The 24,186-nt window shown below is 37.5% G+C and carries 23 protein-coding genes and 1 pseudogene; 8 read left to right on the forward strand and 16 right to left on the reverse strand.

All coding sequences use genetic code 11. From position 1 onward, the window contains the following. Positions 1-123: 123 nt before the first annotated feature. Positions 124-696, forward strand: a complete 573-nt coding sequence (locus ACI6PS_RS05760; RefSeq protein ID WP_421011592.1) for a hypothetical protein — start codon at positions 124-126, stop codon at positions 694-696. Between the two features lie 78 nt (positions 697-774). Here the strand turns inward: ACI6PS_RS05760 and ACI6PS_RS05765 are convergent, their stop codons facing one another. Further along, a complete protein-coding gene (locus ACI6PS_RS05765) occupies positions 775-933 on the reverse strand; it encodes a hypothetical protein (protein WP_421011593.1) in 159 nt (52 codons plus the stop codon). 37 nt (positions 934-970) lie between these two features. Here ACI6PS_RS05765 and ACI6PS_RS05770 point away from each other — a divergent pair, with 37 nt between their 5' ends. Together ACI6PS_RS05770 and ACI6PS_RS05775 are read left to right on the forward strand one after the other, a co-directional pair. Further along, positions 971-1,765, forward strand: a complete 795-nt coding sequence (locus ACI6PS_RS05770) for an SPFH domain-containing protein (protein ID WP_421011594.1) — start codon at positions 971-973, stop codon at positions 1,763-1,765. Positions 1,766-1,863: 98 nt separating this feature from the next. Next, complete coding sequence (locus ACI6PS_RS05775) at positions 1,864-2,304, forward strand: hypothetical protein (protein ID WP_421011595.1); 441 nt, start codon at positions 1,864-1,866, stop codon at positions 2,302-2,304. Between the two features lie 68 nt (positions 2,305-2,372). On the opposite strand, the pseudogene ACI6PS_RS05780 reads toward ACI6PS_RS05775, so the two are convergent. Further along, positions 2,373-2,690, reverse strand: a pseudogene (locus ACI6PS_RS05780) (endonuclease domain-containing protein); the annotation flags it as partial. Positions 2,691-2,865: 175 nt separating this feature from the next. Next, a complete protein-coding gene (locus ACI6PS_RS05785) occupies positions 2,866-3,735 on the reverse strand; it encodes a diacylglycerol/lipid kinase family protein (protein WP_421011596.1) in 870 nt (289 codons plus the stop codon). A 60-nt stretch (positions 3,736-3,795) separates the two neighbouring features. On the opposite strand from ACI6PS_RS05785, the gene ACI6PS_RS05790 reads away from it, so the two are divergent. Next, positions 3,796-4,764, forward strand: coding sequence for an App1 family protein (locus ACI6PS_RS05790; RefSeq protein ID WP_421011597.1), 969 nt, complete (start codon positions 3,796-3,798; stop codon positions 4,762-4,764). A gap of 16 nt (positions 4,765-4,780) precedes the next feature. Here the strand turns inward: ACI6PS_RS05790 and ACI6PS_RS05795 are convergent, their stop codons facing one another. The 5 genes from ACI6PS_RS05795 to ACI6PS_RS05815 form a co-directional block, all read right to left on the reverse strand. Further along, positions 4,781-5,257 (reverse strand): hypothetical protein, encoded by a 477-nt coding sequence (locus ACI6PS_RS05795; RefSeq protein ID WP_421011598.1) that lies wholly within the window; start codon positions 5,255-5,257, stop codon positions 4,781-4,783. 110 nt (positions 5,258-5,367) lie between these two features. Then, entirely contained in the window at positions 5,368-5,982 is a 615-nt protein-coding gene (locus ACI6PS_RS05800) for a hypothetical protein (RefSeq protein ID WP_421011599.1), read from the reverse strand. A gap of 300 nt (positions 5,983-6,282) precedes the next feature. Continuing rightward, entirely contained in the window at positions 6,283-6,915 is a 633-nt protein-coding gene (locus tag ACI6PS_RS05805; protein ID WP_421011600.1) for a hypothetical protein, read from the reverse strand. A gap of 89 nt (positions 6,916-7,004) precedes the next feature. Beyond that, the gene (locus ACI6PS_RS05810; protein WP_421011601.1) at positions 7,005-7,622 is read right to left on the reverse strand and encodes a hypothetical protein; all 618 of its coding nucleotides are present in this window, start codon (positions 7,620-7,622) and stop codon (positions 7,005-7,007) included. A 162-nt stretch (positions 7,623-7,784) separates the two neighbouring features. Beyond that, a complete protein-coding gene (locus tag ACI6PS_RS05815) occupies positions 7,785-8,558 on the reverse strand; it encodes a DUF2971 domain-containing protein (protein ID WP_421011602.1) in 774 nt (257 codons plus the stop codon). Positions 8,559-8,805: 247 nt separating this feature from the next. Between ACI6PS_RS05815 and ACI6PS_RS05820 the strand changes: the two genes are divergently transcribed. Together ACI6PS_RS05820 and ACI6PS_RS05825 are read left to right on the forward strand one after the other, a co-directional pair. Then, the gene (locus ACI6PS_RS05820) at positions 8,806-9,084 is read left to right on the forward strand and encodes a helix-turn-helix domain-containing protein (protein ID WP_421011603.1); all 279 of its coding nucleotides are present in this window, start codon (positions 8,806-8,808) and stop codon (positions 9,082-9,084) included. 24 nt (positions 9,085-9,108) lie between these two features. Continuing rightward, entirely contained in the window at positions 9,109-9,822 is a 714-nt protein-coding gene (locus ACI6PS_RS05825; protein WP_421011604.1) for a hypothetical protein, read from the forward strand. Between the two features lie 392 nt (positions 9,823-10,214). On the opposite strand, the gene ACI6PS_RS05830 is transcribed toward ACI6PS_RS05825, so the two are convergent. Continuing rightward, a complete protein-coding gene (locus ACI6PS_RS05830; protein ID WP_421011605.1) occupies positions 10,215-12,119 on the reverse strand; it encodes an ABC-F family ATP-binding cassette domain-containing protein in 1,905 nt (634 codons plus the stop codon). Between the two features lie 98 nt (positions 12,120-12,217). On the opposite strand from ACI6PS_RS05830, the gene ACI6PS_RS05835 reads away from it, so the two are divergent. Continuing rightward, entirely contained in the window at positions 12,218-12,595 is a 378-nt protein-coding gene (locus ACI6PS_RS05835; protein ID WP_421011606.1) for a DUF983 domain-containing protein, read from the forward strand. Here the strand turns inward: ACI6PS_RS05835 and ACI6PS_RS05840 are convergent, their stop codons facing one another. From ACI6PS_RS05840 to topA, 7 genes are all read right to left on the reverse strand, one after another. Beyond that, positions 12,596-13,642, reverse strand: coding sequence for an NAD(P)/FAD-dependent oxidoreductase (locus ACI6PS_RS05840; protein ID WP_421011607.1), 1,047 nt, complete (start codon positions 13,640-13,642; stop codon positions 12,596-12,598). A gap of 63 nt (positions 13,643-13,705) precedes the next feature. Further along, positions 13,706-14,698 (reverse strand): gliding motility protein GldN, encoded by a 993-nt coding sequence (gldN, locus tag ACI6PS_RS05845; RefSeq protein ID WP_421011608.1) that lies wholly within the window; start codon positions 14,696-14,698, stop codon positions 13,706-13,708. Between the two features lie 47 nt (positions 14,699-14,745). Next, positions 14,746-16,281, reverse strand: a complete 1,536-nt coding sequence (gldM, locus tag ACI6PS_RS05850) for a gliding motility protein GldM (RefSeq protein ID WP_421011609.1) — start codon at positions 16,279-16,281, stop codon at positions 14,746-14,748. A gap of 53 nt (positions 16,282-16,334) precedes the next feature. Then, positions 16,335-16,982, reverse strand: coding sequence for a gliding motility protein GldL (gene gldL, locus ACI6PS_RS05855; protein ID WP_421011610.1), 648 nt, complete (start codon positions 16,980-16,982; stop codon positions 16,335-16,337). 59 nt (positions 16,983-17,041) lie between these two features. Further along, positions 17,042-18,433 (reverse strand): gliding motility lipoprotein GldK, encoded by a 1,392-nt coding sequence (gldK, locus tag ACI6PS_RS05860; protein ID WP_421011611.1) that lies wholly within the window; start codon positions 18,431-18,433, stop codon positions 17,042-17,044. Positions 18,434-18,579: 146 nt separating this feature from the next. Beyond that, positions 18,580-19,731, reverse strand: a complete 1,152-nt coding sequence (locus tag ACI6PS_RS05865) for a formimidoylglutamase (RefSeq protein ID WP_421011612.1) — start codon at positions 19,729-19,731, stop codon at positions 18,580-18,582. Between the two features lie 3 nt (positions 19,732-19,734). Beyond that, complete coding sequence (topA, locus tag ACI6PS_RS05870; RefSeq protein ID WP_421011613.1) at positions 19,735-22,254, reverse strand: type I DNA topoisomerase; 2,520 nt, start codon at positions 22,252-22,254, stop codon at positions 19,735-19,737. 479 nt (positions 22,255-22,733) lie between these two features. On the opposite strand from topA, the gene miaB reads away from it, so the two are divergent. Then, a complete protein-coding gene (gene miaB, locus ACI6PS_RS05875) occupies positions 22,734-24,179 on the forward strand; it encodes a tRNA (N6-isopentenyl adenosine(37)-C2)-methylthiotransferase MiaB (RefSeq protein ID WP_421011614.1) in 1,446 nt (481 codons plus the stop codon). The last annotated feature ends 7 nt before the right edge of the window (positions 24,180-24,186 follow it).

Below are 24,186 nucleotides of genomic sequence, written 5' to 3' on the forward strand. Positions count from 1 at the left end.
ATTAAAACAGTAATTTTTCATACGCAAAGGTGTCAAAACCATATTATCATTACAATAATTCTGCTACAACCCTTATTAAATCTGTGATACTTTTTAATACATTTACAATTCAAAACCATTATCGTGTCACAAATATCCAATTTCATACACGCACTGGAAAACAGTACCGCCCACCGACCGATTAGGGACATCCTATCTGGAGAAGTCATTCAGAATACAAAACTGCTCCCTGTTATTATGGGGATTGCACTCGATGTTAACAACGAAAATCACTACAAAGCCTGCTGGACACTCGAGCTTGTAATAGAGCACAACATCAATTGGCTCACAGACTATGTGGACCAATTCTGTAACACGCTCCCGAGTTTCTCACACGTCGGTGCCATACGTTCCATCTCCAAGATTTGTATGTTTGTCGCCAAGTATCATCTCAAAAGTTTAAAAACCAACAACACTTTTCTTACCGAAAAACAAGCACAGCAGATCATAGAAACATCATTCGATTGGCTGATAAGCGATACCAAGGTTGCTTCAAAAGCTTATGCCATGAGAGCGCTTTTTGAATTCGGAAAGCTGCACGATTGGATCTATCCGGAACTACAAGAAATACTGTCCAAGGATTTCGCCCATCATTCTCCGGCCTATCAATCGGCTTCAAAGGAAATTCTACAGAAGATTGCCAAGACAAAGCCATAATTCTTTTTTCTTTTTTTCATTTAAAAATAATTATTATATTGTCCAAACAAGAACAACACAAATGAAAAAATCCAGATACTATATACTTGCTTTAATTCCATTACTGTTGTTGGCAATACTGTACCTTCTAACGATAGCATTCAACCTCATAAGTGCACCGTCTGACACTTCTGTGTTCTTTGGGTTTCTGCTTATGGGTTGCACGTTTTCGGCAGTCATATTTCTAATACTATACATCAAAAACAAATATTTCTAAACCTTTAAAACCTTATCTATGAGATCAAAATTTACCTTAATCATTTCGGCTGTCATCCTCTTTATTTTCTTTTCCATCGCCTTTGTTTCCTGCAACGAACGCATTGATGCAGGTTATGAAGGTATCCTCGTAAAACTTTACGGAACAGACAAGGGAGTTCAGGATGTTAGCTTGGTTACCGGTCGCGTATGGTACAATCCTTTAACCGAAAGTGTTTACGAATTTCCAACGTATGTGCAAACCATCAACTATTCTTCCTTCACCGTAAATGCAAAGGACGGTTCGGTTTTCACTGTTGATCCTACCCTTTCCTTCAAAGTAAAAGACGGACATAGTCCTATCATCTTCAAAAAATACAGAAAAGATATCGCTGAGATTACTGAGACTACGCTGTTCAATTACATCAAGGACGCTTTCAGGATAGAGTTCAACAAGTACACTACCGACAGCATCATCAGCAATCGTGAAAAGTTTGAGTTTGCCATACAAACCAATATGGGAGCACTCCTCAATAAGGAAGGTTTCAATCTTGAGCAGATGACCAGCGGCATCCAATATCCGGAAACCATCACTCAGGCTATTAATGCCAAAAATGCGGCAGTACAACAGGCAATGCGAGTAGAAAACGAACTTAAAATTGCCCAGGCCGAAGCAAGAAAACTCATCGTCTTGGCAGAATCTGAAGCAAAAGCAAATGAGTTAAGGAAACTTTCGCTGAATGCACTCCTGATCCAACAGCAATTCATAGAAAAATGGGACGGAAAAACACCAATTTACGGCAATGCGCCCGCATTCTTTAAAAGCGTAAACTAATACTTCAAAAGCTGTCTTCGGATGGCTTTTTTAATTTAATTTTAATACACAGCGTCCCTAAAATTGATTAAATTTGAGAAAACCAAAACCTCAATCCTATGGAAAGTTTTACCTTTCAGCACGACGTAAAAACCTATTGCGTAACCGCCAGCAGTTTTCCTGAAGGCATCCAAGCCGCACACGAACAACTACATGCCTTGCTTCCGCAAAATGATCGCCGAAATTATTACGGTATATCTTGGCAAAAAGAAGACGGATCAATTATCTATAAAGCTGCCGCCGATAGTATGGAAACCGATGGAAACGAATTATCCCACCTCGAAACGTTTACCATCAAAAACGGCCCCTACAATACACTATTCATAGCTAATTATGCCGAGAATCTCGACGGCATTAAACGTGCTTTCGATTTACTATTGGAACAGCACGAAGTAGACCCTAATGGCTATTGCCTTGAATGGTACATAGATCGGGATGTAAAATGCATGGTACCGCTAGGAAAAGAGTATAGGCCGTTTACGGGATTGAATAAGGAATAAGCACCAGCAAAGTACCGCAATACTTCCCCTCCTTTGGAGGGGTGCCCGAAGGGCGGGGTGGCAAAAGATTACATAGAATATTCCTTAATAATAAACTCTTCCAACTCTTTCATCACATTATCTAAATCATTCAAGATTCTAAAATTACTAACCTTGAAAATCTTAAGATGTAATGACATTAGGTAATCTTCTCTAATTTTATCATATTGGTCTTTATGATTATGGCTTTCACCATCAATTTCTATAATCAAACCAAGCGTTTTTACATAAAAATCAACAATATAATTTCCTATTATTCGCTGTCTATCAAAATCTATCCTCCAGAAATTTCCTTTATGTACTTGTTTCCAAAATACAACCTCAGAAAAATTACCTGCTTTTCTTAATGCTCGTGCTCTTTATTGGAGTTTGTAATTATAAGGAAGATTTTCTATGAAATTTCGTTTAATGGGGATTTGATTAATATGGGTTAGAATTGTGTGCATTTACTTCTATTTTTGAGTTTATAACCACCCCGCCCTTTGGGCACCCCTCCAAAGGAGGGGAATCTGAAAAAACCGACTAAGGCACCGCCACTTTCATCTGCTTGTGCAAAATATGAATATCAAGCTTGTTTTCCTTCCCGATATACTCACCGTCTATCTGGAAACTTACAGGCGTTGTAGTCGTAATCGTAGCCTTATCTGTAGAAATTATCTCGACATCATCAGAATCCAAAGGCATGTTTCCGGTTATGATTTTCCCAAAAACAATCAAGTCCAAGTTCTTTAAGATCACAATCTCAAACTTTCCATCGTTCATCTTCCCATTCGGATTGATGGTCACACCTGTTCCATACTTCTGAGAATTGGCAATCACAATCATTCTTGCAACGGTTTCAATCGTTCGGTTGTTGGTTGTAATTGTTGCTGTAAAAGGTTCTTCTTGTTCGCTCAAGGTTGTAATCGCTTGCAGGGCATAGCCCATCATACCTCTTGTCGAGCTCTCTTCGTAGTTCTTTACCAACTGCGCATTGAGTCCAAGGTCGCTCAAGTGCAAACTTTTCACATCATTGATGCACACCATATCCATTTCCATAAAATTATTATTGAAAGCGATATGCAGGTTTTCCTCAAGCGAATCAGGCAGATTCAAATCAACCGACAGGCCATTTGCTGAACCCGCCGGCAAAATTCCCATCACAACATCTATATCATGCAAGGCATCGGCCACCATCTTTATGGTTCCGTCACCTCCTGCAATCAACACACGATGCGGATTGTGCTTCTCACAAGCTTCCCGGATCTTCACAACATCTCCTTCCCCTGTGGTTTCATACACAAAGAAATCCATCCCTTCTTTTTCGGCAAAAACTTTCGCCGTTTCGGTAAACTCCGACTTGTTCATATCCCCCGATATTGGGTTTACGACCATCAACACATTCTTTTTCACGCTTTTTATTTCTTTTATTGAGTAAATTTAGCTAATTTGTAGTATAAAAAAATCCTAAAAATGAAGCCTGTCTTAAAATTATACCGCGGATATGCCAACGAAGAAGAATTGATCGTAATGGGTCATGTATTTAAGCCTACCACAAAAGAAGATTATGACTTTCAAAAGAAGAAATTCAGGAATGCAAAGTCGGTTATCAGGATGTTCCGTGTCAAGACGCAGGGCAATGCCGATGTATATCTGGAGCGTGAAGGCATAAAGATACACACCAAGACGTTGGACGATGGCTATTTTAAATTCTGCATTCCCATAAAAGAAGTTTTAGGCTATGGATGGATGGATTACCGTGTGAGTATTTTTCACGAAGGCGAAGAAATAAGCGTCAAGGGAAGTTACGTTCGCCCTCACACCGGAACACTGGGCTTTATATCCGATATTGATGATACATTTCTAGTATCGCATACGCGGAATCCTTTCAAGAAACTCTATATTTTATTGTTCAGAAATGTAAACGACCGCAAGATTTTCGACGGTGTTGTACCCCATTACCAAGCACTGAGTTCTTCTGGCAGAAACAAGAAGGACGAAAAGAATGCTTTTTTCTACGTTTCCAGTAGCGAATGGAACCTTTATCGATTCATTGTTCAGTTTACCGAATTGCACCAGCTTCCGAGAGCTGTAATGTTGCTGAAGGACATCAAAACCAGCCTAACCGATTTCTTCATTACCGGTCGGGGCGACCATAATCACAAATTCGAAAAGATAAAGCACATTCTTGAATTCTACCCAAATCTCTGTTATACCCTTTTGGGCGATGATTCTCAGGAAGACCCTTATCTATACGAAAACATCTGCAAGATTTTCCCCATCAACGTCAAGGCTGTTTACATCCGCCAGACGGGAAAAAGTAAGAAATCAAAAGCCGTGGCTACTATGAAAAACATCGAAAGCCTTGGAGTTGAAGTTTGCTATTTCCAAGACAGCAACGAAGCGATTGAGCATTCAAAAAGGATTGGACTGATAAAATAAAGTTCTTGCTTCTGACTCACAACCATTTTTTCTCTTCACCAGTAGCATCCAAAACATCAACATCTAATGCCAATTTGAAATGGTCAGCCACTTTAAACGCATCTTCTTTGTTGTCTGTCTTGTAAAACGTAATGTATTTATTCCCCGGATAAAACAGATTCAATAGTATAATATCACTTTTAAAAATACCCATCGTTGCTCCGAAAGCATTTACGTCGGTACTTTCTTTAGTCTTAAAAACCGAAACATACTCAAAAGCAGGTAGTGGTTTCCATGTGCCAATTTTCAAACCTAAAATATGCTTAATGTTTCTGTATTTTTTGTTATCCAAATCTATTTGAGAACCATCTCTGGCAATCATGTTGATTCCAATTCCAAAAGCAAATACTCCTATAAAAATATTCTGAAGAAAAATAAATGGACTTGCTACTATAAGTACTAATGAGAGCACTTTTTTCATCGGAAGAATATCCTGCACGTAAGTGATATACATCTGTTTTATTTTTAGTTTTAAATTGAATGAATAATCTTCATCAAATCTACCAAAATTCTCAAAGCACCCCACAAAAAAACGGCAAGCTTTTCAACTTGCCGTCTAAATTATCACTCATAAACCGGAGTAAAAACAATCTCTTCCTGCTTCTTAGCAGAAGTCCTGCTTTCACTCAAGCAAGCCCCCTTCTCGTCTTTTTTGAAACACTTCACCACCACCTCATCAATAACCTTATCATTCTTGTCTTTCGTTACAATTTTAGTCAGCTCATTGTTTGAGTAATGAAAGTACTGCGTGTTGAAGGTCTTAAAATTATCTACAATTTTATCAATCGTTCCGTCTTTGTTATAATGATAGATACTCTCGCTTGCCTTGTCCCGCTTTTTCGCATACGTGCTGATGCGTTCGCGCTGATTCGGTTTCCAGCGTGTCTTGCGGTACAGCTTTTCTTTACCGGGTGAGGTTTCCTCTACAAACCATAACTTCTTTTTGGTTTCCTGCAACACCTTGCCCGAACCATCAACCGTTTTAGACGATTTGATTCTGCCGTTCTTGGTAAAAACCATTTCCGTCTTCGATACGAGTTTCTTCTGATTGCCCACCACTTCATATCGTTCTTCCGTAGCCGATTTTATTCCCTCAGGAAGCATTCGTTTCTTGGTATCCTTTTTTGTCGCACACGATTGCATCGTGACAACAAGGAATATAAAAAGTAAAATTCTCATAATCATAACTTAAGTTGTTAATACAAGTTAAGTTACAATTTAAAATTTCAATTATTTTTAAAGCTAAGTTAAAATGCATTCCTCCATTCATGTCCACAATCAACTTCCATCATGAGTATTGTCATCCCGAGCGCAGTCGAGGGACCACAGCAAATTTCCGCAAAGTCATTACGAGGAAGGATCGTTTTCGCCGAGGCGAAAGCACTATCAGAATCAACTTCTATAAAAAAACTACAAGGTTTGAAGCTTGCAGTTTTTTTGTTTGCGCCACCCGAAGAGATTTGCGCAGTAGAAAGCAACTTATTTATTCGCAAGCGCAATCAATTCCTCAGTTGAATATGCTCCTGTAATACCTTTTAGATTACTAAAATAAAAAGCCAAATCATGCTCATTGAAATTGGTAATTTCTTTAATGCCTTCCATGATTGTTTTAAGATAATTATCATTTGGCTTATTGATTTCATCAAAATAATCCCCATCATGCGTAAAAGTAAATATAGGCTTTCCAGATTGGTTACCCAAATAAATGATTTTATTGTACCAATTAGTTTCTTTAATCACATAACTTCCGTGTGAGATAATGGAGTCAAAAGCAATTTTGATTTCTTGTTTGATACTACATTCCTGCTTTAAAACATCAATAAATTGTTCCATGGTAATTAAATACAATCTACCAAGAGTGCGTTCATTGCTCAATGTATTTGCAATAAAAGCAACACCGCCTCCATTCCATGTTTTTATAGATTTTTTAGCAAAATACAATTCGTATGGTATATAGAAATCCTCGTTGTCAATTGGCAACGTTTTGTCTTTACAGCCATTATAGATTGTTGAAGATCCTTTCGGCATACCTCCTCTGATATAACAATGGAATCTTTCTTCTAAAATGTTTGAACCGTAACTTGCATACCAAATATATTTATTTTCTTTCATTGTTATCATAAAATAAAACACACTCTAATCTATTGTCGATATCGATCGTGGACGATAGGCTCTAACCTGTTATTCACTAATACATTAAATTATAATAAATTCATTTTCTTCTTGAACTCTTCATCAAACGGATTTTCTCCATATATGTTATTGTCGTAGCCTAGTTTCATTTCTTTAATTAATTCTGTTTGAATCTCTTCTATAAAGGGTAAGATAATCCAAGGCCGAGGATATACTGAAAAAATCACTTTTGTATCATCATATTTTCTGTTTAACGTGGCTTCGGCAAGACTTGTATAAAGAGTAACTAAAGTCCGAAGTTTGTTTCGCAATTTGTTTTCAGGAAGATACGCATTTACAATAACAGTCATTCTTATAAGCTTTTCTTGGAGGTTTATTTCATTAGAGATGTTTTGCAACAAATCAACCTGTCGTTTCTCTAAATTTATCAATTCTATTTTTTTACTTTCTATTTCAATTCCTTTTCTAATTTTTTCTTGAAGAAAGAAAGTATCATCAAAGTATCTATAGTTACCTATTAAAACATGAATTATTTCAATAATCTCCTCAATTCGACCTATTCGCAATTGCCTTTTATCTCGATTGGATGTATTAAAATAACTAATAACGGAAATTGCAAGAGCTAAAATTGCAATTGTTATTGTAAGTCCTTCGTTCAATGTAAAAGTTTGGAAAAATTCTTTCATTATATTTTTTCATTAAGGGTTGCTCTTAACGTTTTACCAGTAATTGTAGTTACAAAGCAAATGGATTTCTACACCAAGATAAAGTTCTTAAAATGAAACTTTGGTTACTGAAAATTGTCAATTTTTATTAGCAATAGTTACACAAAGGTACTTAAGGTTTTTTTACTTAGGAAAATCAAAAACCCTCTGAACTCGATATGCAAAATTTCTTGTTTGGTCAGGAATTACTCGAAATATTTTTGCATTTGGATAATAAGTTTGTTGAATAGTATATAAAATATGAATTTCGCTGGAATGGTTGTCAAACAAGTTATGACCGATATAAATATTTTTTAGGGCATCTCTTGGAAAGGGCAAATATCTATTTTCACTATCACCAAGTTTTCCGATAATTCGCCACTCGTTTTCGTACTCCCAATGTTTTATTTTTGAAGTCAAAAGTATTGCTTCGGACAGAGGGAAACCTTTATGAAGTCCATTTACATAATTAGTATAAATTACTTTTCTCCATTCTAAACTTTTAAATCTTTCGGGATATAAAAAACCTTCAAAATCATTAAATTGAAATTCAAGCATTACTCCATTATAATTATTTGTGTAATGCGCCCACATCAGCGGATTATTTTGTTTCTCTGAAAAAGAACAAATACCAACATCTTCAAAATAGTTTCGCACTTTATCCTTCAAATGTATGGGATGTTCATAATCTACAATCATAGTTTTATTGCAATCAAAAGGATCATTAAAGTCAGCAGGATTTGTTAACGAAAAATAACCTTGCATCAGAGAAGCTATTGTATTATTATTGAAGGGTAGATATTTAAACAAGATAGGGAGTTTTTCTTCTAGTGCTTTTCCATTTTTCAATATTTCATGCTTTCCGCTAGCTGTATTGAACTTTACTTCATGAGAATCATCAATTGTATAATTTATCATATGTTAAATTTTGATTGCACTTAAACGTCTTTCTAATTATCCCTTCCCCCAAAAATACCCAAAATCCCCTACAAAACACCCCTTACAAAAAAAATATTCCACTTTAGTTATAAAACAACTAAAGTTCTAGCCTATAAATTTTTAACCAAATAAAATAATTGCTATAATTGCCTCACGAAATACCCCCTAAAATTACGCAGCCAGAAATTTCGGTTGCAACAAGAATTTTTAATTAAATACGATAAGTATGAAAAATGGGGTATGCAGTAAAATAAAACAAATTCGTCAGGAGAAAAAATTCTCTCAAGACTATATGGGGCTTAGGCTACAACTCTCCCAAAGCCAATATGCCAAGATCGAAAACGTCCATAACGAACTCTCGGTCGTCAGGCTCGTTCAACTTTCCGAAATTTTCAACATCAATCCAACGCAACTTTTTGAGGAAATCGTCTATGAGCTTTATCTCACAGGCAGTTTCCAGTCGGAACCCTTTCAGAAAGTTATAGAAGTAAACAATAGAAAATAAATTAACCAATTAAACCAAAACGTTATGGAAAAGGAAACTAGAAATTACAGAATTAAGGATGTGGACATGCTTGTTGTGAGTGCGGCAATTGTTGAAAGTGCGTTGAAGAACGAGACTTTTTTGGCTGAAAAACGATCTACTTGGGCTCCTCCGTATTTTAAAAACTTGTCGATTGAAATTGATAGCATTTTTAATAATTATCTGGGTGTTGATAGTGCTAAAAATATGCGTGCTCAAACCAAGTTGCTCCTAGAGGTTATGCTTTTTGTAGAGCCTTTATTGTCTGAAATAAAGGTTCAAATTATTGAGGATTTTAAATATGAGCCTAAATTGCAAAAAGAAATCCTGACTACATTGGGGTTTGAGGCATATCATAAAGGGGTTCAAAACGATGATCAGGAATCGATGGTTAATTTGCTGTATGCCTTTAGAACTAACATTGGCACTCATAGAGCGCTGATGATGCAGAAGGGAATTTCGGACAAAACGATTAAAGGTATTGTTGAAAGTGCGGAAAAATTGAAGAACGCAAATGTAGCGCAAGAAGGCAGTAAGGGACAGCGCAAGGAAATTACGGCCGAGGGTGTGAAGGTGTTTAATGGCATGTACGATAGGGTGATTAGTATTTGTAAAATAGCGTCTAACTTTTATAAAAATAATCCTGCACTGAGGGATCAGTTTAGCTTTTCGAAGGTATCTAAAGCCCTGAATATGAAACCTGTTAAAAAGGTGGTGTAACTTTATAGGCGGTATGCTGGCGAAACTTCCCTGATTAGGGAAGTTTTTTTTTTTTGCCGTTTGCTGTTTGCTAATGTGTGCGGGAAACTTTGTCCCAGCTTATGGAAGGAGCATCCCAGCCTAGGCAAGCTCTATCCCAGCCCATGGAAGGTGCATCCCAGCTTAGGGAAGGAGTATCACAGCCTAGGGAAAGTGTACCCCGGCTTAGGGAAGGTATATCCCAGCCTAGGGAAACTCCATCCCAGCTTAGGGAAGGTTTGCCCCAGCCTATGGAAAGAGTATCCCAACTTAGGGAAAAAGTTCCCAGCCTAGGGAAGAAACTCCCAGCCTATGGAAAGAGTTCCCAGCTTATGGAAACAAAAAAACCGAGGACAAAGCCTCGGTTTCTAGTATCATGCATTCTCAATTTCCAATTGAACGGCTTCCCATTCCTCCAGCAATCGATCCAGATCCTTTTTCTTTTTATTATAGGCCATAAAAAACGATGCATCCTCAATATGCTTGTCGTAATTGGCCGCCAAGGCCTTATCATCCTTCTGGATGTCGTTCTCAAGTTGCTTGATTTGGCTTTCCACCTTGCTCAGCCTGTTCTGCAGCGCCTTGTTTTTCTTCTGGTCTTCATACGAAGCCTTGTTGTCCTTCGGTGCTTCCTTCTTCGCTACATCCTTTTTCTCCACCTCACGCATGTTTTCCAAATTGCGCTGTTCCAAGAAAAAGTTGATGTCCCCCAAATATTCCTTGATCTTCTGGTCCCTGAACTCATACACCAGGTTCGACATCCCCTGAAGGAAATCCCTGTCGTGTGAAACCAAAAGCAGCGTCCCCTCATATTTCTGCAAGGCGGCCTTCAAGACATTCTTCGACTTGATATCCAAGTGGTTCGTAGGCTCATCCATCACCAAGACGTTTATCGGTTGCAAAAGCAATTTACAAAGCGCCAAACGGTTACGCTCGCCCCCCGAAAGCACCTTCACCTTCTTCTCCACATCATCTCCCCTAAACAAAAACGACCCCAGCATATCACGCACTTTTGAACGGTTCGTGTCCGTTGCCGCATCCTCCATCGTTCTTAACAATGTAATCTCGCCATCCAAATACTCCGCCTGGTTCTGCGCAAAATACCCCACCTGAACGTTGTGTCCCAGTTTGATATTCCCTTCGTATTCAAATTCGTTTACAATCGCCTTGATAAAAGTCGATTTTCCCTGGCCATTCTGCCCCACAAACGCAATCTTGCTGCCTCTTTCCACCAAAAGCGAAATGTCCTTCAAGATGGTTTTATCGCCATAGCTTTTCGTAACATTCTCCGCCTCGATCACCACTCTTCCCGGTACTTTCGAAACTGGAAACGAGATGTTCATCACCGAATTGTCATCTTCATCCACCTCAATACGCTCCACCTTGTCCAGCTTCTTGATCAGCGATTGTGCCATCGAAGCCTTCGAAGCCTTCGCTCTAAATTTCTCAATCAGCTTCTCGGTTTCCTCAATCTTCTTCGCCTGATTTTTCTGCGTAGCCAATTGCTTTTCGCGAATTTCATGACGCAATTCTAAATATTGCGAATAGGGTTTATTAAAGTCATAAGCCTTACCCAATGAGATTTCGATGGTACGGTTCGTCACGTTGTCCAAGAACATCTTGTCGTGCGAAACAATCACCACCACCCCAGGGAAATTTCTCAAAAAGCTCTCCAACCAAATGATACTCTCAATATCCAAGTGGTTCGTTGGCTCATCCAGAAGCAGGATGTCGTTCGATTGTAAAAGCAGTTTTGCCAATTCAATACGCATTCTCCATCCTCCCGAAAAAGTCTCCGTTTGGTTGTTGAAAACATCCCTCTTGAAACCCAATCCAAGCAGAATTTTCTCCGTATCGCCTACATAATTGTAACCGCCCAGCAATTCAAAACGATGCGTATAGTCCGATAAATCCTCGATAATCTGGCTGTATTCCTCACTTTCATAATCGGTTCTCGTCACCAATTGATGGTTGATTTCCTCGAGTTTCTTTTCTACTTCTTTTATTTCGGTAAATGCTTGATAGGCCTCCTCCAAAACAGTTCTCCCCTGTTCAAAATCAATATCCTGACGAAGAAACCCCATTCGGATTTCCTTTTCTTGGGAAATGGTGCCCGAATCAGGAGCAAAATCTCTAGCCAGCATCTTGAGCATAGTAGATTTTCCCGCACCATTCTTTCCAACAAGACCAACCCTGTCGCCGGCTCCTAAACGAAAGGTAACTTCTTCGAACAAATAAGTTCCTCCAAAGGAAACCGACAAATTGTGTATATTAAGCATTTAAAAAAATTATTAAGATTGCGAGATTTAAGGATTTAAACCTCAATTAAATTGTAAATTTGTAGCACTAAAATGAAGCCCACACAAATTTTTTGCAAATGTTAAAAAAAGGATCCAAATTATATAGCATTTTAACAGGAACTTGTCCTAAATGTCAGAATGAGAGCATGTACGAGGATCAAAACCTGTTGCATTTGAGCAAAATCATCAAGATGAAGGAAAACTGCAGCCACTGCGGATTGAAATACCAGATTGAACCTTCCTTTTTTTATGGTGCGATGTATGTGAGCTACGGTTTGAATGTAGGGGTTGGGATTATTGCTTTCATCATCTGCTTTTATTTCACCAAGAGCATGCTCATCAATTTTGGTGTAATCATTGGAGCCATCATCCTATCGTTTCCTCTGGTCATGCGACTCTCCCGAAACATCTACATCAATATGTTTGTTTCCTACGATAAGGATTTCAAGAAATAATTATTTTTTCTTATCAAATCGTTTGATATCACAAGACCTATCCAGAGGTACTCCATTTTCAATATTTTCGTATAATACCTGAGCCATCGCCGGTCCGAGCATTACACCCCGAGTCCCTAAACCGTTCAGAATATGGACATTTGCATAATCAGGATGCGTCCCAACCAAAGGCTTCCGATCCTTCACCGTCGGACGAACGCCACCAAAATGTTTTACGATTTCAAACTCGCAATTTAAAATCTCCTTGATTCTCGAAACCAGTTCCTGCTTTCCTTCCTCAGTTGGCAAGTCGGTTTTGTCTGCCCAATTATAAGTAGCCCCAACTTTAAACAAATCATTACCCAAGGGCAAAATAAACACACTCGTATTCACGATTACATCAATCTTCAATCCCGGTGCTTTGATGATAAAGAGTTCGCCTTTGGTTCCGTCAAGCGGAAGGTGCCTAAAATAAGGGTTTGCGTGCATCCCAAATCCTTCAGCAAAGACAATATGCCTCGCTTTTATATCCTTATACTGAATAAAATCAGGAGTAATTGCTAGCTGATCGTACTCAAAAGTTTCATAGCCAATCAAGCCATTCTCCTTTAGATAATTTCTATAACCATCCAACAAGACAGTCGTATCTAAATAACCCGTTTGCAATACTTCTCCATAACCATAAGGCGCATCAATACCTTCATACTGTTTGAACAATAAATCCGTAGAAAGGAAAGGTGATAGTCCAATTTTATCAGAAGCGATAAACCAATTATTCTGTTCTTCTATCGAAAAGAATTTCCTTAGGATTGGAAGAGGAAAATTCACCTTAGCATGGATACGTTCTTCAATAGAACCATAAAAAGAATTAAGCAAAGCCAATTGCTCTTGGGCGCCTTCAACCTTGCTGAATCTTTTAAGGATAACAGGATTGTACAACCCTCCTGCAACATAGGAAGAATTCTGCGAATTGTTCTCCAAAACAAAAAAGCTTTTCCCGTTCTGAATACAAGTTTCCGCAAAGGAAATCCCAGCAATCCCCGAACCAATAATTAAATACTCTATCATGGCACAAAAATAAAAAAACTCTTACCGATATGGTAAGAGTTTTTATGTTTAAATGGAAACTGATTAGTAGTTCCACATATCTTGTTCGAAATCTCTGATTTTGCTTTTTACTCTTTCAGATTCCAACAACTGCAATTGTGAGTTGTCTTTCATGTAATCTTCAATCAATCGATCTCCGTAAACGTTCTCTTCTTGATAAATTGTAGAATTGAAACGTCTTGAGTTCAACAATCTATCAAAAGAGATAGGCATTGCTGAGTTTTTATCGTTGAAAGCATAAGATGCATTGAGGACATCTCTAGCAGAAGGGAAATATACCCAGAATAATTCGATAACATCAGGATTATCTGAAGTAGATTCTTTTGCTTCAGGAGCCAATGGGCAAATTCCCAAAAGTCTGTATTTCAATTCACCTTGACGTTTGTCAAAATACCAGTATCCTTTTAGCTTATAACCAGAAACATTATAACCAGTTAAAACTCTTTCGTCAATAAATTGAGGATCCAATTGCTTTTGAGCTGGTAATTCTTTAGCTTCAGTTGCTGGTGAAATGATTACGCCTTTCTTGTTCTTTTTAGCTGGTTTAGCCGCTACTTTGGTACCGTAATAAAGATCACGATTAGCGTTTAATTCTTCTCTACCTGCATCAAGAGTATCTCTAAATTTGAAAGTATTCTCTAAATCTCCTAAAGATCTCTTGGTTGTAAAATAACTATCCGCATATACTTCAGTAATTTTACCAGCTTTGATACCTTTGATAATAACGTCGTACAAAGATCTTCTATCAGTACCGATGTTAGCAGTGTCTACAGGAAAATATAAAGGAAAATTGATTTTTTCATCCAAATCAATAATCTCCCATACAGCTTTACCCATTAATACATCTCTATCATCAACAAATCCGTAAGGTAGTGGTTTGTCGTTATCAGAAATCAATTGAGCCGCAGTTTTCTTACCAATCTCATCTGGTGTTCTTGCGTTCAACAAATTAGATTGAGCAAAAGAAGTCAAACTTCCTAATGCAAAAACGGCTATTAAAATTTTCTTTAAATTCATGGTATCTATATTCAAGTTATTGAAAGAATAACGCTAATGTAATAATTTTATTGTATTTCGTAAGTAACTGGAGCAGTTTGCTTCAAGTTAATTTCAGAACCTTCAAGTTTTGTTTTGATTTCAGAAATGATAACTACGTCACCTCTAGTAGCTCTCGCCAATGCAGCTTTACATTGAGCATTTACTCTGTCTCCATTCACAACAACTGTAGGCTGTCCTTGAACTTTGAAGCTAAATTGAACTACTTTAAGATTTACAGCAAAATCAAAATCTTGCAATACTGCAGAAACTTGAGAAACTTCTAATCTAGATTTTTGACCTTTTGTAGAACCTACTACACCACCGATAGCACCGGCTGGAGCAGGAATACTTTTAATTCTGAAAACTTTTTTGTCAGAAACAGTTTTTCCGTCTGGCAATTTAGCATTCACATTAATAGTCAATTCATTACCTTGTCCAGGGCTGATGTTGTATTTACCAGTTCCAGAACCTTTAGTCATTCCAGGAGCTGAAGCAGTAACATTGTTATCAGAAACTCCAGCAAATGAAATTGTGATTGGGTTTACTACACCACGGTAAACAACGTTCATTTTATCAGCAGAAATAGTAGCTGAGTTTGGACGAGGTACTACAACATAGTTTCCAGCAAATTTCAAAGGAATTGTTTTTCCATCTTCCAAGAAAGTAAATTCTCCATTGATAGATTGTTCACCTACAGAACCAGCAGTTAAAGAGATAACAGCTTGACCGTTTTCTAATTTTCCTGGTCCTTTGAATGAAGTTGGTTTTGTATTTTCATCATAACGACCTAAAACCACTTTACCTTTTACATTTTCACCTTGGAAATAAGCATTTTTTTCCAAAACTACAATCGCTTGATAGTTGCTGTAAGAAGCAGCTTGTACCGCAGCTTTACCTAAAGCAGCGCTGATTACATCAGATTCTGCTTTTTTAGCATCATTTTGCCAAGCAGACAATTTAGCCAAAGAAGCGATTTGCGGGAAACCTTTAAAGTGGTAATCTAAATATTTAATTTTAACACCTTCTTTATTAGCAACATCAGAAAGATCAAATGCTTTATTTACTTGATTAAGTATTGCTGCATATTTCTTCTCGTTCCCTAAAGCAGCTTTCATTTCAGCTTTATAAGCTTCAATTCCAGCAATAACTTCATTTCCTCTTTTTGTATAACCGTCTCCAGTAAACCAGCTGTGATCAAGATTATCTGCCTTATCCATTGCTTCATAAGACATTTTTCCGTCTTCTACTTCAACACCCTTTACAGCTTCTTCCTTCAAAGTCCCTACAAAATCGTAGAATTTTTTTGTTGCAGCCTCTACTTTATGAGCAGTTGCAGAAGCACCAGCAAACTCTCCACCAGCCTCAGCTGCTTTAGCGTCTAAAGCTTGCATCATTTGCTCGTTAGTTAGTTTAGCAGATGCATTAGCGGCTTCAAATTTTTCGTTCATTAATCCGAAAGCCGAAAGTACTTCTTTTGACATGTTCATTGCCAACATAGCGATGAAAACCAAGTACATCAGGTTAATCATCTTCTGTCTAGGGGTTAATTTTCCTCCTGCCATTTTTTCTAATTAGTTTAGTTTATTTTGTTTATGAAATATAGTAATAAAACTAATTATCCTTTGTTACTCATTGCAGAAAGCATACCACCGTAAACATTGTTCAATGAAGCGATGTTTGCAGTCATAGATTGCATTTGATCTTTTAATTTAGATGCGTTGTCAGCGATTTCTTTGTTAGCTTCAGCATTTCTAGAAGCGCTTTCCAATTGTACTTTGTACAAGCTGTTCAATGATTCCATTTGTGCAGCAGCCATAGATAATTCTTCGCTGTATTTTTTTGTAGCAGCAATTCCGTCAGCAGCTGGAGAAATTCCTTTAGCAGCAGATTCGAAATTTTTAATACTGTTTCCTAAGCTTGACATTAACTCACCGTCAATTTTAGCTTCTTTCAATAAGTTGTCTAATTTTTGAGACAATAAACCTTGTGCTTCAGCTGGATTTTCTTTTTTAGCTTCTTTTTTTGTTGCCTGACCTCCAGCTAATTCCGGATATACTAATGTCCAATCCAATTCATTGTCAACTGGTTCAAATGCAGATAATGCAAAGATGGCCGCCTCAGTGATAAGACCTACTGAAAGCATTACGGTTCCTGTCAAAAATCCAATCTCGAAGTGAGCAATTTTAAATAATGCTCCAAGGATTACAACTGCTGCTCCCATACCGTAAGCGAAATTCATAGCTTTTTTGCTTAATAATGCCATAATAATAATTTTTTTTAGTTAATTTAGATAGTTTATAAAGTTTGGTTTAAATAATTCAATTATCGAGGTGCGTTACCTGTTGTTTGAGTTCCCATGTAATCTTGAACCGTTCTGAAGCCAATGTAACTTCTAGCAGTATCGGCATATTCAAAATCACGAGTACTTACTTGCAACATATAGGCTACATCTTTCCAAGATCCGCCTCTTACAACTTTACGCTGATTTTTAGCATCAGGAACATTTGGATTCATTGTTGAAACGAATTCATAAGAACCAGCATCGTAAGATGAATCAGTCCATTCTGCAACGTTTCCTGCCATATTATACAAGTTATATCCATTTGGATCAAACGACTTAGCTTCTACTGTATACAAAGCCCCATCAGCAGCATAATCTCCTCTGTTTGGTTTAAAGTTAGCCAAGAAACAAGCTCTGTCATTTTTTGTATAAGGACCTCCCCATGGGTAAGTTGCAGATTGCAGACCTCCACGAGCAGCATACTCCCATTCAGCCTCAGTAGGCAATCTGAATGAATTGATCAAGTTGCGTCCTTTTTTCTTTTTTGATTTGATGTAAGCATTTTTATGCAAAGTTCTCCAAGCACAGAATGCTTTAGATTGCTTCCATGAAACTCCTACTACAGGATAATCACTGTATGCTTGGTGCCAGAAATAATCATTATGCATTGGCTCATTATAAGAATAAGAGAAATCTTTAATCCAAGAAGTTGTATCAGGATAAATCTCTACCGGCTCAGATTTTTTAATAAACCCTTTTCTTCCTTTTTTCTTAACAGCCTCATTCAAATCTACTTCAGTATATCTGAATTTCAATTTGCTATTGTCAATAGTTCTCAAACCATTGTATGACTCTTCAAGAGGAAGATACATAGAATCCATTACCTCAGAATAAAATTCATCTGGATACTTTGAAGTATCGGTAATCAATTTTACTTTTTTATTCAATTTTCTACCAGCATACATATCATCTTCCGTACCAACACTATAGTAGTTTTCATACATATATTTGTCATAAGGAGTCATTTTAGCCGGATCAGCATCAGCGAAAGCAAAATCCCCAATACCTGAAGCGTTTTTACCACCACCTGTACCTGCAGTTTGACCTTGCTCGTCGGCCATGATAGCCAAACGAACTCTGATTGTTGAATCCTTTACCCATTCTACGAATTGACGGTATTCACTATTGGTAATTTCCGTTTCATCCATATAAAAAGAACGTACTGTAACGGTCTTAGTTGGAGCATCTCCAATATTGGCTAAATCGTCGTCTGACTTACCCATAATATAGGACCCACCTGGAACTAAAGTCATACCGTATGGTTTTTCAGGATGCCATTTCTTTCCTTTCACACCTACTAGTTCCCCTTTGTCGCTAGAGCCACAGCTAAATAATAATGATGATAATGCTGCAAATGCAATGAACTTCTTCATATAAATTGGGTTATGATATATTCGTAAATTTAAGGGCGTAAACCTATTTATTATTTTTCTAAAAAACAATTTTTTTACAAACAAAAACTTAAAATTATGTGAAATTAAATATACAATTCTAATTTACACTCAACTATGAATTTTTGCTAGAGAATATTTCTTCTCTGGGCTTTCCACCACCTCTCAGGTATTTCCTGATTGATTGCTCCTAGATAATCATCATAGGAACACGGTAATAACGTATTTCTTTTTAATTTATTATTAACATTTGAAATAAATGGTATTTCTATCCACCATCTCTCAGTTTTGTCGCTTTTATAAAACACTAATTGCTCGTCGTCCAATGGTACTATGTACTTTAAATAGCTTTCCCTGCTTCCAAATGGATATTCATTTGAGCGATAATGATAGCCTTCTATAAAGTACCAGATGATTTGAGCAATCAAAACGGACTCTTGTTTTGAATTATTATGATTAAAAATGCCAAATAACGACACTTTATCACTAATTCCTGCATATCTTGACAAAGAACATATTTCCTTACCGTTAAATCCGTTGGGGGTAAAAGTAATAAAATTACCCGAATCGCAAGACTTTACAGATGTTAAATCTAATGATATTATATCAGCATCTCTAAAAACCGGTTCCGAAATCGATATATTATTCGATATTTCTCCCAAGCGATATCCTTCAAAAAACAATTTATCTATTAAATCAATCTCTTCCTGCGAATTATAATAGGTTTGATAACCTATATTGCTAAAATTAAAAAGATTGTTCGGCTCTTCAACAATCATCTTTGTTAAGTAAGAACCTGCAGACAAAGGTTTATTCGCATCACCAAAATCGAATTTATTGTCAATCGAAACTAGGTTTACCATTTGCTCCAATTCGTCGTATGCCCTATATAAGGAGTAGGTCAAATCTTGCGAACCACCAATGACTATCGGAATGATTCTCATTCTTAATAACGACGACACCACCTTACGCAAAGCAAAATAAGTATCTTCGATATCATTTCCTGCTAAAATATTTCCCAAATCGGCGATCGATGCTTCCCAGTTACCCGGAAACAATCCATACAATTCTTTTCTTATATGACTCAGCTTGGTATTTTCAACTTCAATGTGCGCACCTCGGTTTTCCTTCACGCCTATAATCACCAATTTAATTTTACTCAAATCCGGAAAATCTTCGCTTGTATGCAAAACAACCTTGCTTCCCAGATTCTGAGAAGAAAGGCCGTTGATAAATTCTAAGATCTCATCATCTAAGGGCGACAGGAAATCAAACTCCATATATTATTTCTTTTTGGCAACTGCTTTTTTTGCAGCCGGTTTTTTAGTTGCTGTAGTTTTTTTCGCCGCCGTTTTCTTTGCAGGCGATTTCTTCTCGATCATTTCTTGAACTTCTGCCAACGTCAATTTCGTTGCGTCAACATCTTTGCTTAGTTCGATTTTGATTTTTCCTTTGGTAATTACCGAACGTCCCCAACGCGCTTTTTCAACCTTGATACCTTCGTCTTCCCAATGATGCAAAACTTTATCGATTTCCTTCTGTAATTTATCTTCAATCAATTCCACGATATCTGATTGCGAAAGATTGTCAAAATTATATTTCTTGCTCACGTTGATAAACATTCCGTTCCATTTGATAAACGGACCGAAACGACCAACACCTTTTTGAACCGGCTCACTTTTATAAGTTGCAATCGGAGCATCCGCTTCCTCTTTTTCAGCAATCAATTCTTTGGCCCTGTCAAAAGTCACATCCAGCGGATCTTCACCTTTTGGAAGCGAAATAAACATTTTTCCAAAACGAACATACGGACCAAAACGACCATTGTTCACTTCCACTTCTTCTCCTTTATGTGTACCCAAATTTTTCGGAAGCAAGAATAATTTTAAAGCTTCTTCCAAAGTAATATTTCCGATATTCTGATCATTCATCAAACTGGCAAACTGCTTTTCCTCATCTTCCGCATCCCCAATCTGAGCCATCGGACCAAATTTCCCCAAACGAACGCTAACAGGTTTTCCAGTTTTTGGATCTTTCCCTAAAATTCTTTCACCACTTTCTCTTTCAGCATTCGCTTCCACATCTTTTACATTCGGGTGAAATTGGTCGTAGAATTCCTGCATCATTTTTGCCCAGTTCACATTTCCTTCTGCAATTTCATCAAAATCCTGTTCTACTTTTGCCGTGAAATTATAATCCAAGATTCTTTCGAAATTCTTCACCAAGAAATCAGTAACGATTGTACCAATATCTGTCGGAACCAATTTTCCTTTATCAGAACCTGTCGTTTCTTTGAGCAATTTCTCTCCAAGCTTTCCAGATACCAAAGTCAACTGCGTATAGTTTCTTTCGTTTCCTTCTAAATTTCCTTTCTCAACATAATTTCTGTTGATAATCGTAGAAATTGTCGGAGCATAAGTCGACGGACGGCCAATTCCAAGTTCCTCTAATTTCTTAACTAAAGAAGCTTCGGTATATCTCGCTGGCGGTCTTGAATATCTTTCAGTCGCTGTAATATAATTGTTTTGCAATTTTTCATTGACTTTCATCGCAGGCAACATTCCTTCTTGCTCTTCATCATCGTCATCATTTCCTTCCAGATACACTTTTAAGAAACCTTCAAAAAGCAAAACTTCTCCAGTTGCAGAAAATAATTCGCTGTGATTATTCGCTTCAATTTTCACGTTGGTTCGTTCCAATTGCGCATCACTCATTTGAGAAGCCAACGTTCTCTTCCAAATCAAATCATACAAACGCGCTTGGTCTCTGTCGATATTCACTGTGTGACGCGACATATCCGTTGGACGAATTGCCTCGTGTGCTTCTTGAGCACCTTTGCTTTTCGTTACAAAACTTCTAGGTTTTGAAAACTCTTTGCCATACGATTTGATGATTTCCGCTTCCGCCGCATTCATCGCATCCGCAGAAAGATTCACGCTGTCCGTTCTCATGTAGGTAATCAAACCGGCTTCGTATAAACGTTGTGCCAACTGCATCGTGATTCCAACCGGAAGATACAATTTACGGGCCGCTTCCTGTTGCAAAGTCGAAGTTGTAAATGGCGCCGCAGGAGATTTTTTGGTAGGTTTTGTTTCCAAATCCGCTACCTTATATATAGACCCGATATTTTTATTTAAAAAATCTTCGGCTTCTTTTTTAGTATTGAAATTCTTTGGCAACTTCGCCTTGAATGTTTTTCCAGCTTCGTTAGCAAATTCAGCCACAACCGAATAACTTGCAACGGCATTAAAATTCTGGATTTCTCTCTCTCTTTCCACAATCAATCGAACCGAAACAGATTGTACTCTTCCTGCCGACAAACCGCCTTTGATTTTTCTCCACAAGACCGGAGAAAGTTCATAACCTACCAATCTGTCCAAGACTCTTCTCGCCTGTTGTGCGTTTACCAAATCATAATTGATTCCTCTCGGATTGTCAATCGCTTTCAAAATCGCCGTTTTGGTAATCTCATGAAAAACGATTCTTTTTGTGTTTTCTGGTTTCAAATTCAATTCTTCCGCCAAGTGCCAAGAAATGGCCTCTCCCTCGCGGTCCTCATCACTCGCCAACCAAACCATTTCGGCTTTTTTCGCTAGTCCTTTTAGTTTCGTCACCAACGCTTTTTTATCAGGGGAAACTTCATATTTTGGTGTAAATCCGTTCAATACATCCACCCCAATTTCCTTGGAAGGCAAATCCGCAATGTGCCCATAACTGGACTCCACCTGGTAATCGCTTCCCAAAAATTTTTCTATGGTTTTTGCCTTCGCAGGCGACTCAACTATCACTAAATTCTTTGCCATAATGCTTTAATTTCTGTCGCAAAAGTATGTGAATTTTTTAAATATTGCGTTTTTAGATTTTTTTAAATTCAAATTAGCTGATTTTCAGCGCATAAAATTTATCTTTTTAGAAGCGGAACAAAAGGTATTTTGGGAATCCATTTTCCCGCTGTCCTTCCAAAGCTTTTTGTCCGCTAAAGAAGCGGAACAAAAAGGCTTTTCCCTCCCATCGGGGCTAGTTGAAAATCTATTTTAGTTTTTGGAATCTTCTGGACCAATATTGTCGACAATTGAAATCTTTAAAAATTTCAAATGATATATATTAAGGTATAAGTATTCTTTCAAAAACAATTTTCCAAATAAAATCACACAGAAGCCAAAACTTAAAAATTTGCTTTTTCAACTACTTAGCAACTCTTAAAATTTTCCTGCCAACTTGTCACATTCCTTAAATTTATCCTATCTTTGCAAATCGAATAAATTCCGCTGAAGGAAGACGTATGGAAAAGATTATTGAAGAGAACAAACAAGGCGAAAGCTTGGTTTTAGAACATAAAACGGGGAATACCAAAAAACTTTTTATCGAGAGTTACGGCTGTGCGATGAATTTTTCAGACAGCGAAGTCGTCGCTTCCATCCTATCTGAAAATGGTTTCAATACGACCCAAATCCTAGAAGAAGCTGATTTAGTTTTGGTAAACACCTGCTCGATTAGAGACAAGGCAGAACAGACTATCCGTAAGCGTCTGGAAAAATACAACGCCGTAAAACGCATCAACCCGAAAATGAAGGTTGGCGTTTTGGGCTGTATGGCCGAACGTTTGAAAAGCCAATTCCTGGAAGAAGAAAAAATCGTCGATTTGGTCGTAGGTCCAGATGCTTACAAAGATTTGCCAAATCTTCTTGCAGAAGTAGAATCAGGTAACGACGCAATCAACGTAATCTTATCAAAAGACGAAACGTATGGAGATATTTCTCCTGTAAGAATCAACAGTAACGGAATTACAGCTTTAGTTTCTATCACCAGAGGTTGCGATAATATGTGCACGTTTTGCGTAGTTCCGTTCACGCGTGGTCGCGAACGAAGCCGTGAACCGCAAAGCATTATGACCGAAATCACCAATCTTTGGAATCAAGGTTATAAGGAAATTACACTTTTGGGGCAAAATGTGGACAGCTATTTATGGTACGGTGGTGGCTTGAAAAAAGATTTCGAAAAAGCATCGGATATGCAAAAAGCAACTGCCGTGAATTTCGACAACTTATTGGAAATGGTGGCAACTACTTTCCCAAAAATGCGCATTCGCTTTTCAACCTCAAATCCGCAAGATATGCACGAAAGTGTTTTGCACATTATTGCAAAGTATCCAAATATCTGTAAACACATTCACCTTCCGGTTCAATCGGGAAGTGATAGAATTTTGAAAGAAATGAACCGTTTGCACACACGTGCGGAATATTTTGACTTGATAACGAAAATTCGAACAATCATTCCCGAATGTAGTATTTCGCAAGATATGATTGCCGGTTTTCCAACCGAAACCGAACGAGATCATCAAGACACATTGAGTTTGATGGAATTTGTAAAATATAATTTTGGTTACATGTATTCGTATTCAGAACGACCAGGAACCTTGGCAGGAAGAAAAATGGAAGACGATGTTCCAGAAGAAACAAAAGCTCGAAGATTACAAGAAATTGTGGATTTACAGCAAAAACACAGCTGGTTCAGAAGCGAGGAATTCATCGGAAAAACCGTTGAAGTTCTAATCGAGAAAACTTCTAAAAAATCAAAGGAACAATTTTCAGGAAGAAATTCGCAAAGTATTACGGTGGTTTTCCCAAGAGAAAATTATAAAATTGGAGATTTCGTGAATGTAAAAATCAATACTTGCACCAGCGGAACCTTGATTGGGGAAGTTGTGGGTTATAGCGAAATGAATTAAAAATAAA

The organism is Flavobacterium sp. PLA-1-15 (assembly GCF_049060005.1).
In the GTDB taxonomy this organism is placed as follows: domain Bacteria; phylum Bacteroidota; class Bacteroidia; order Flavobacteriales; family Flavobacteriaceae; genus Flavobacterium.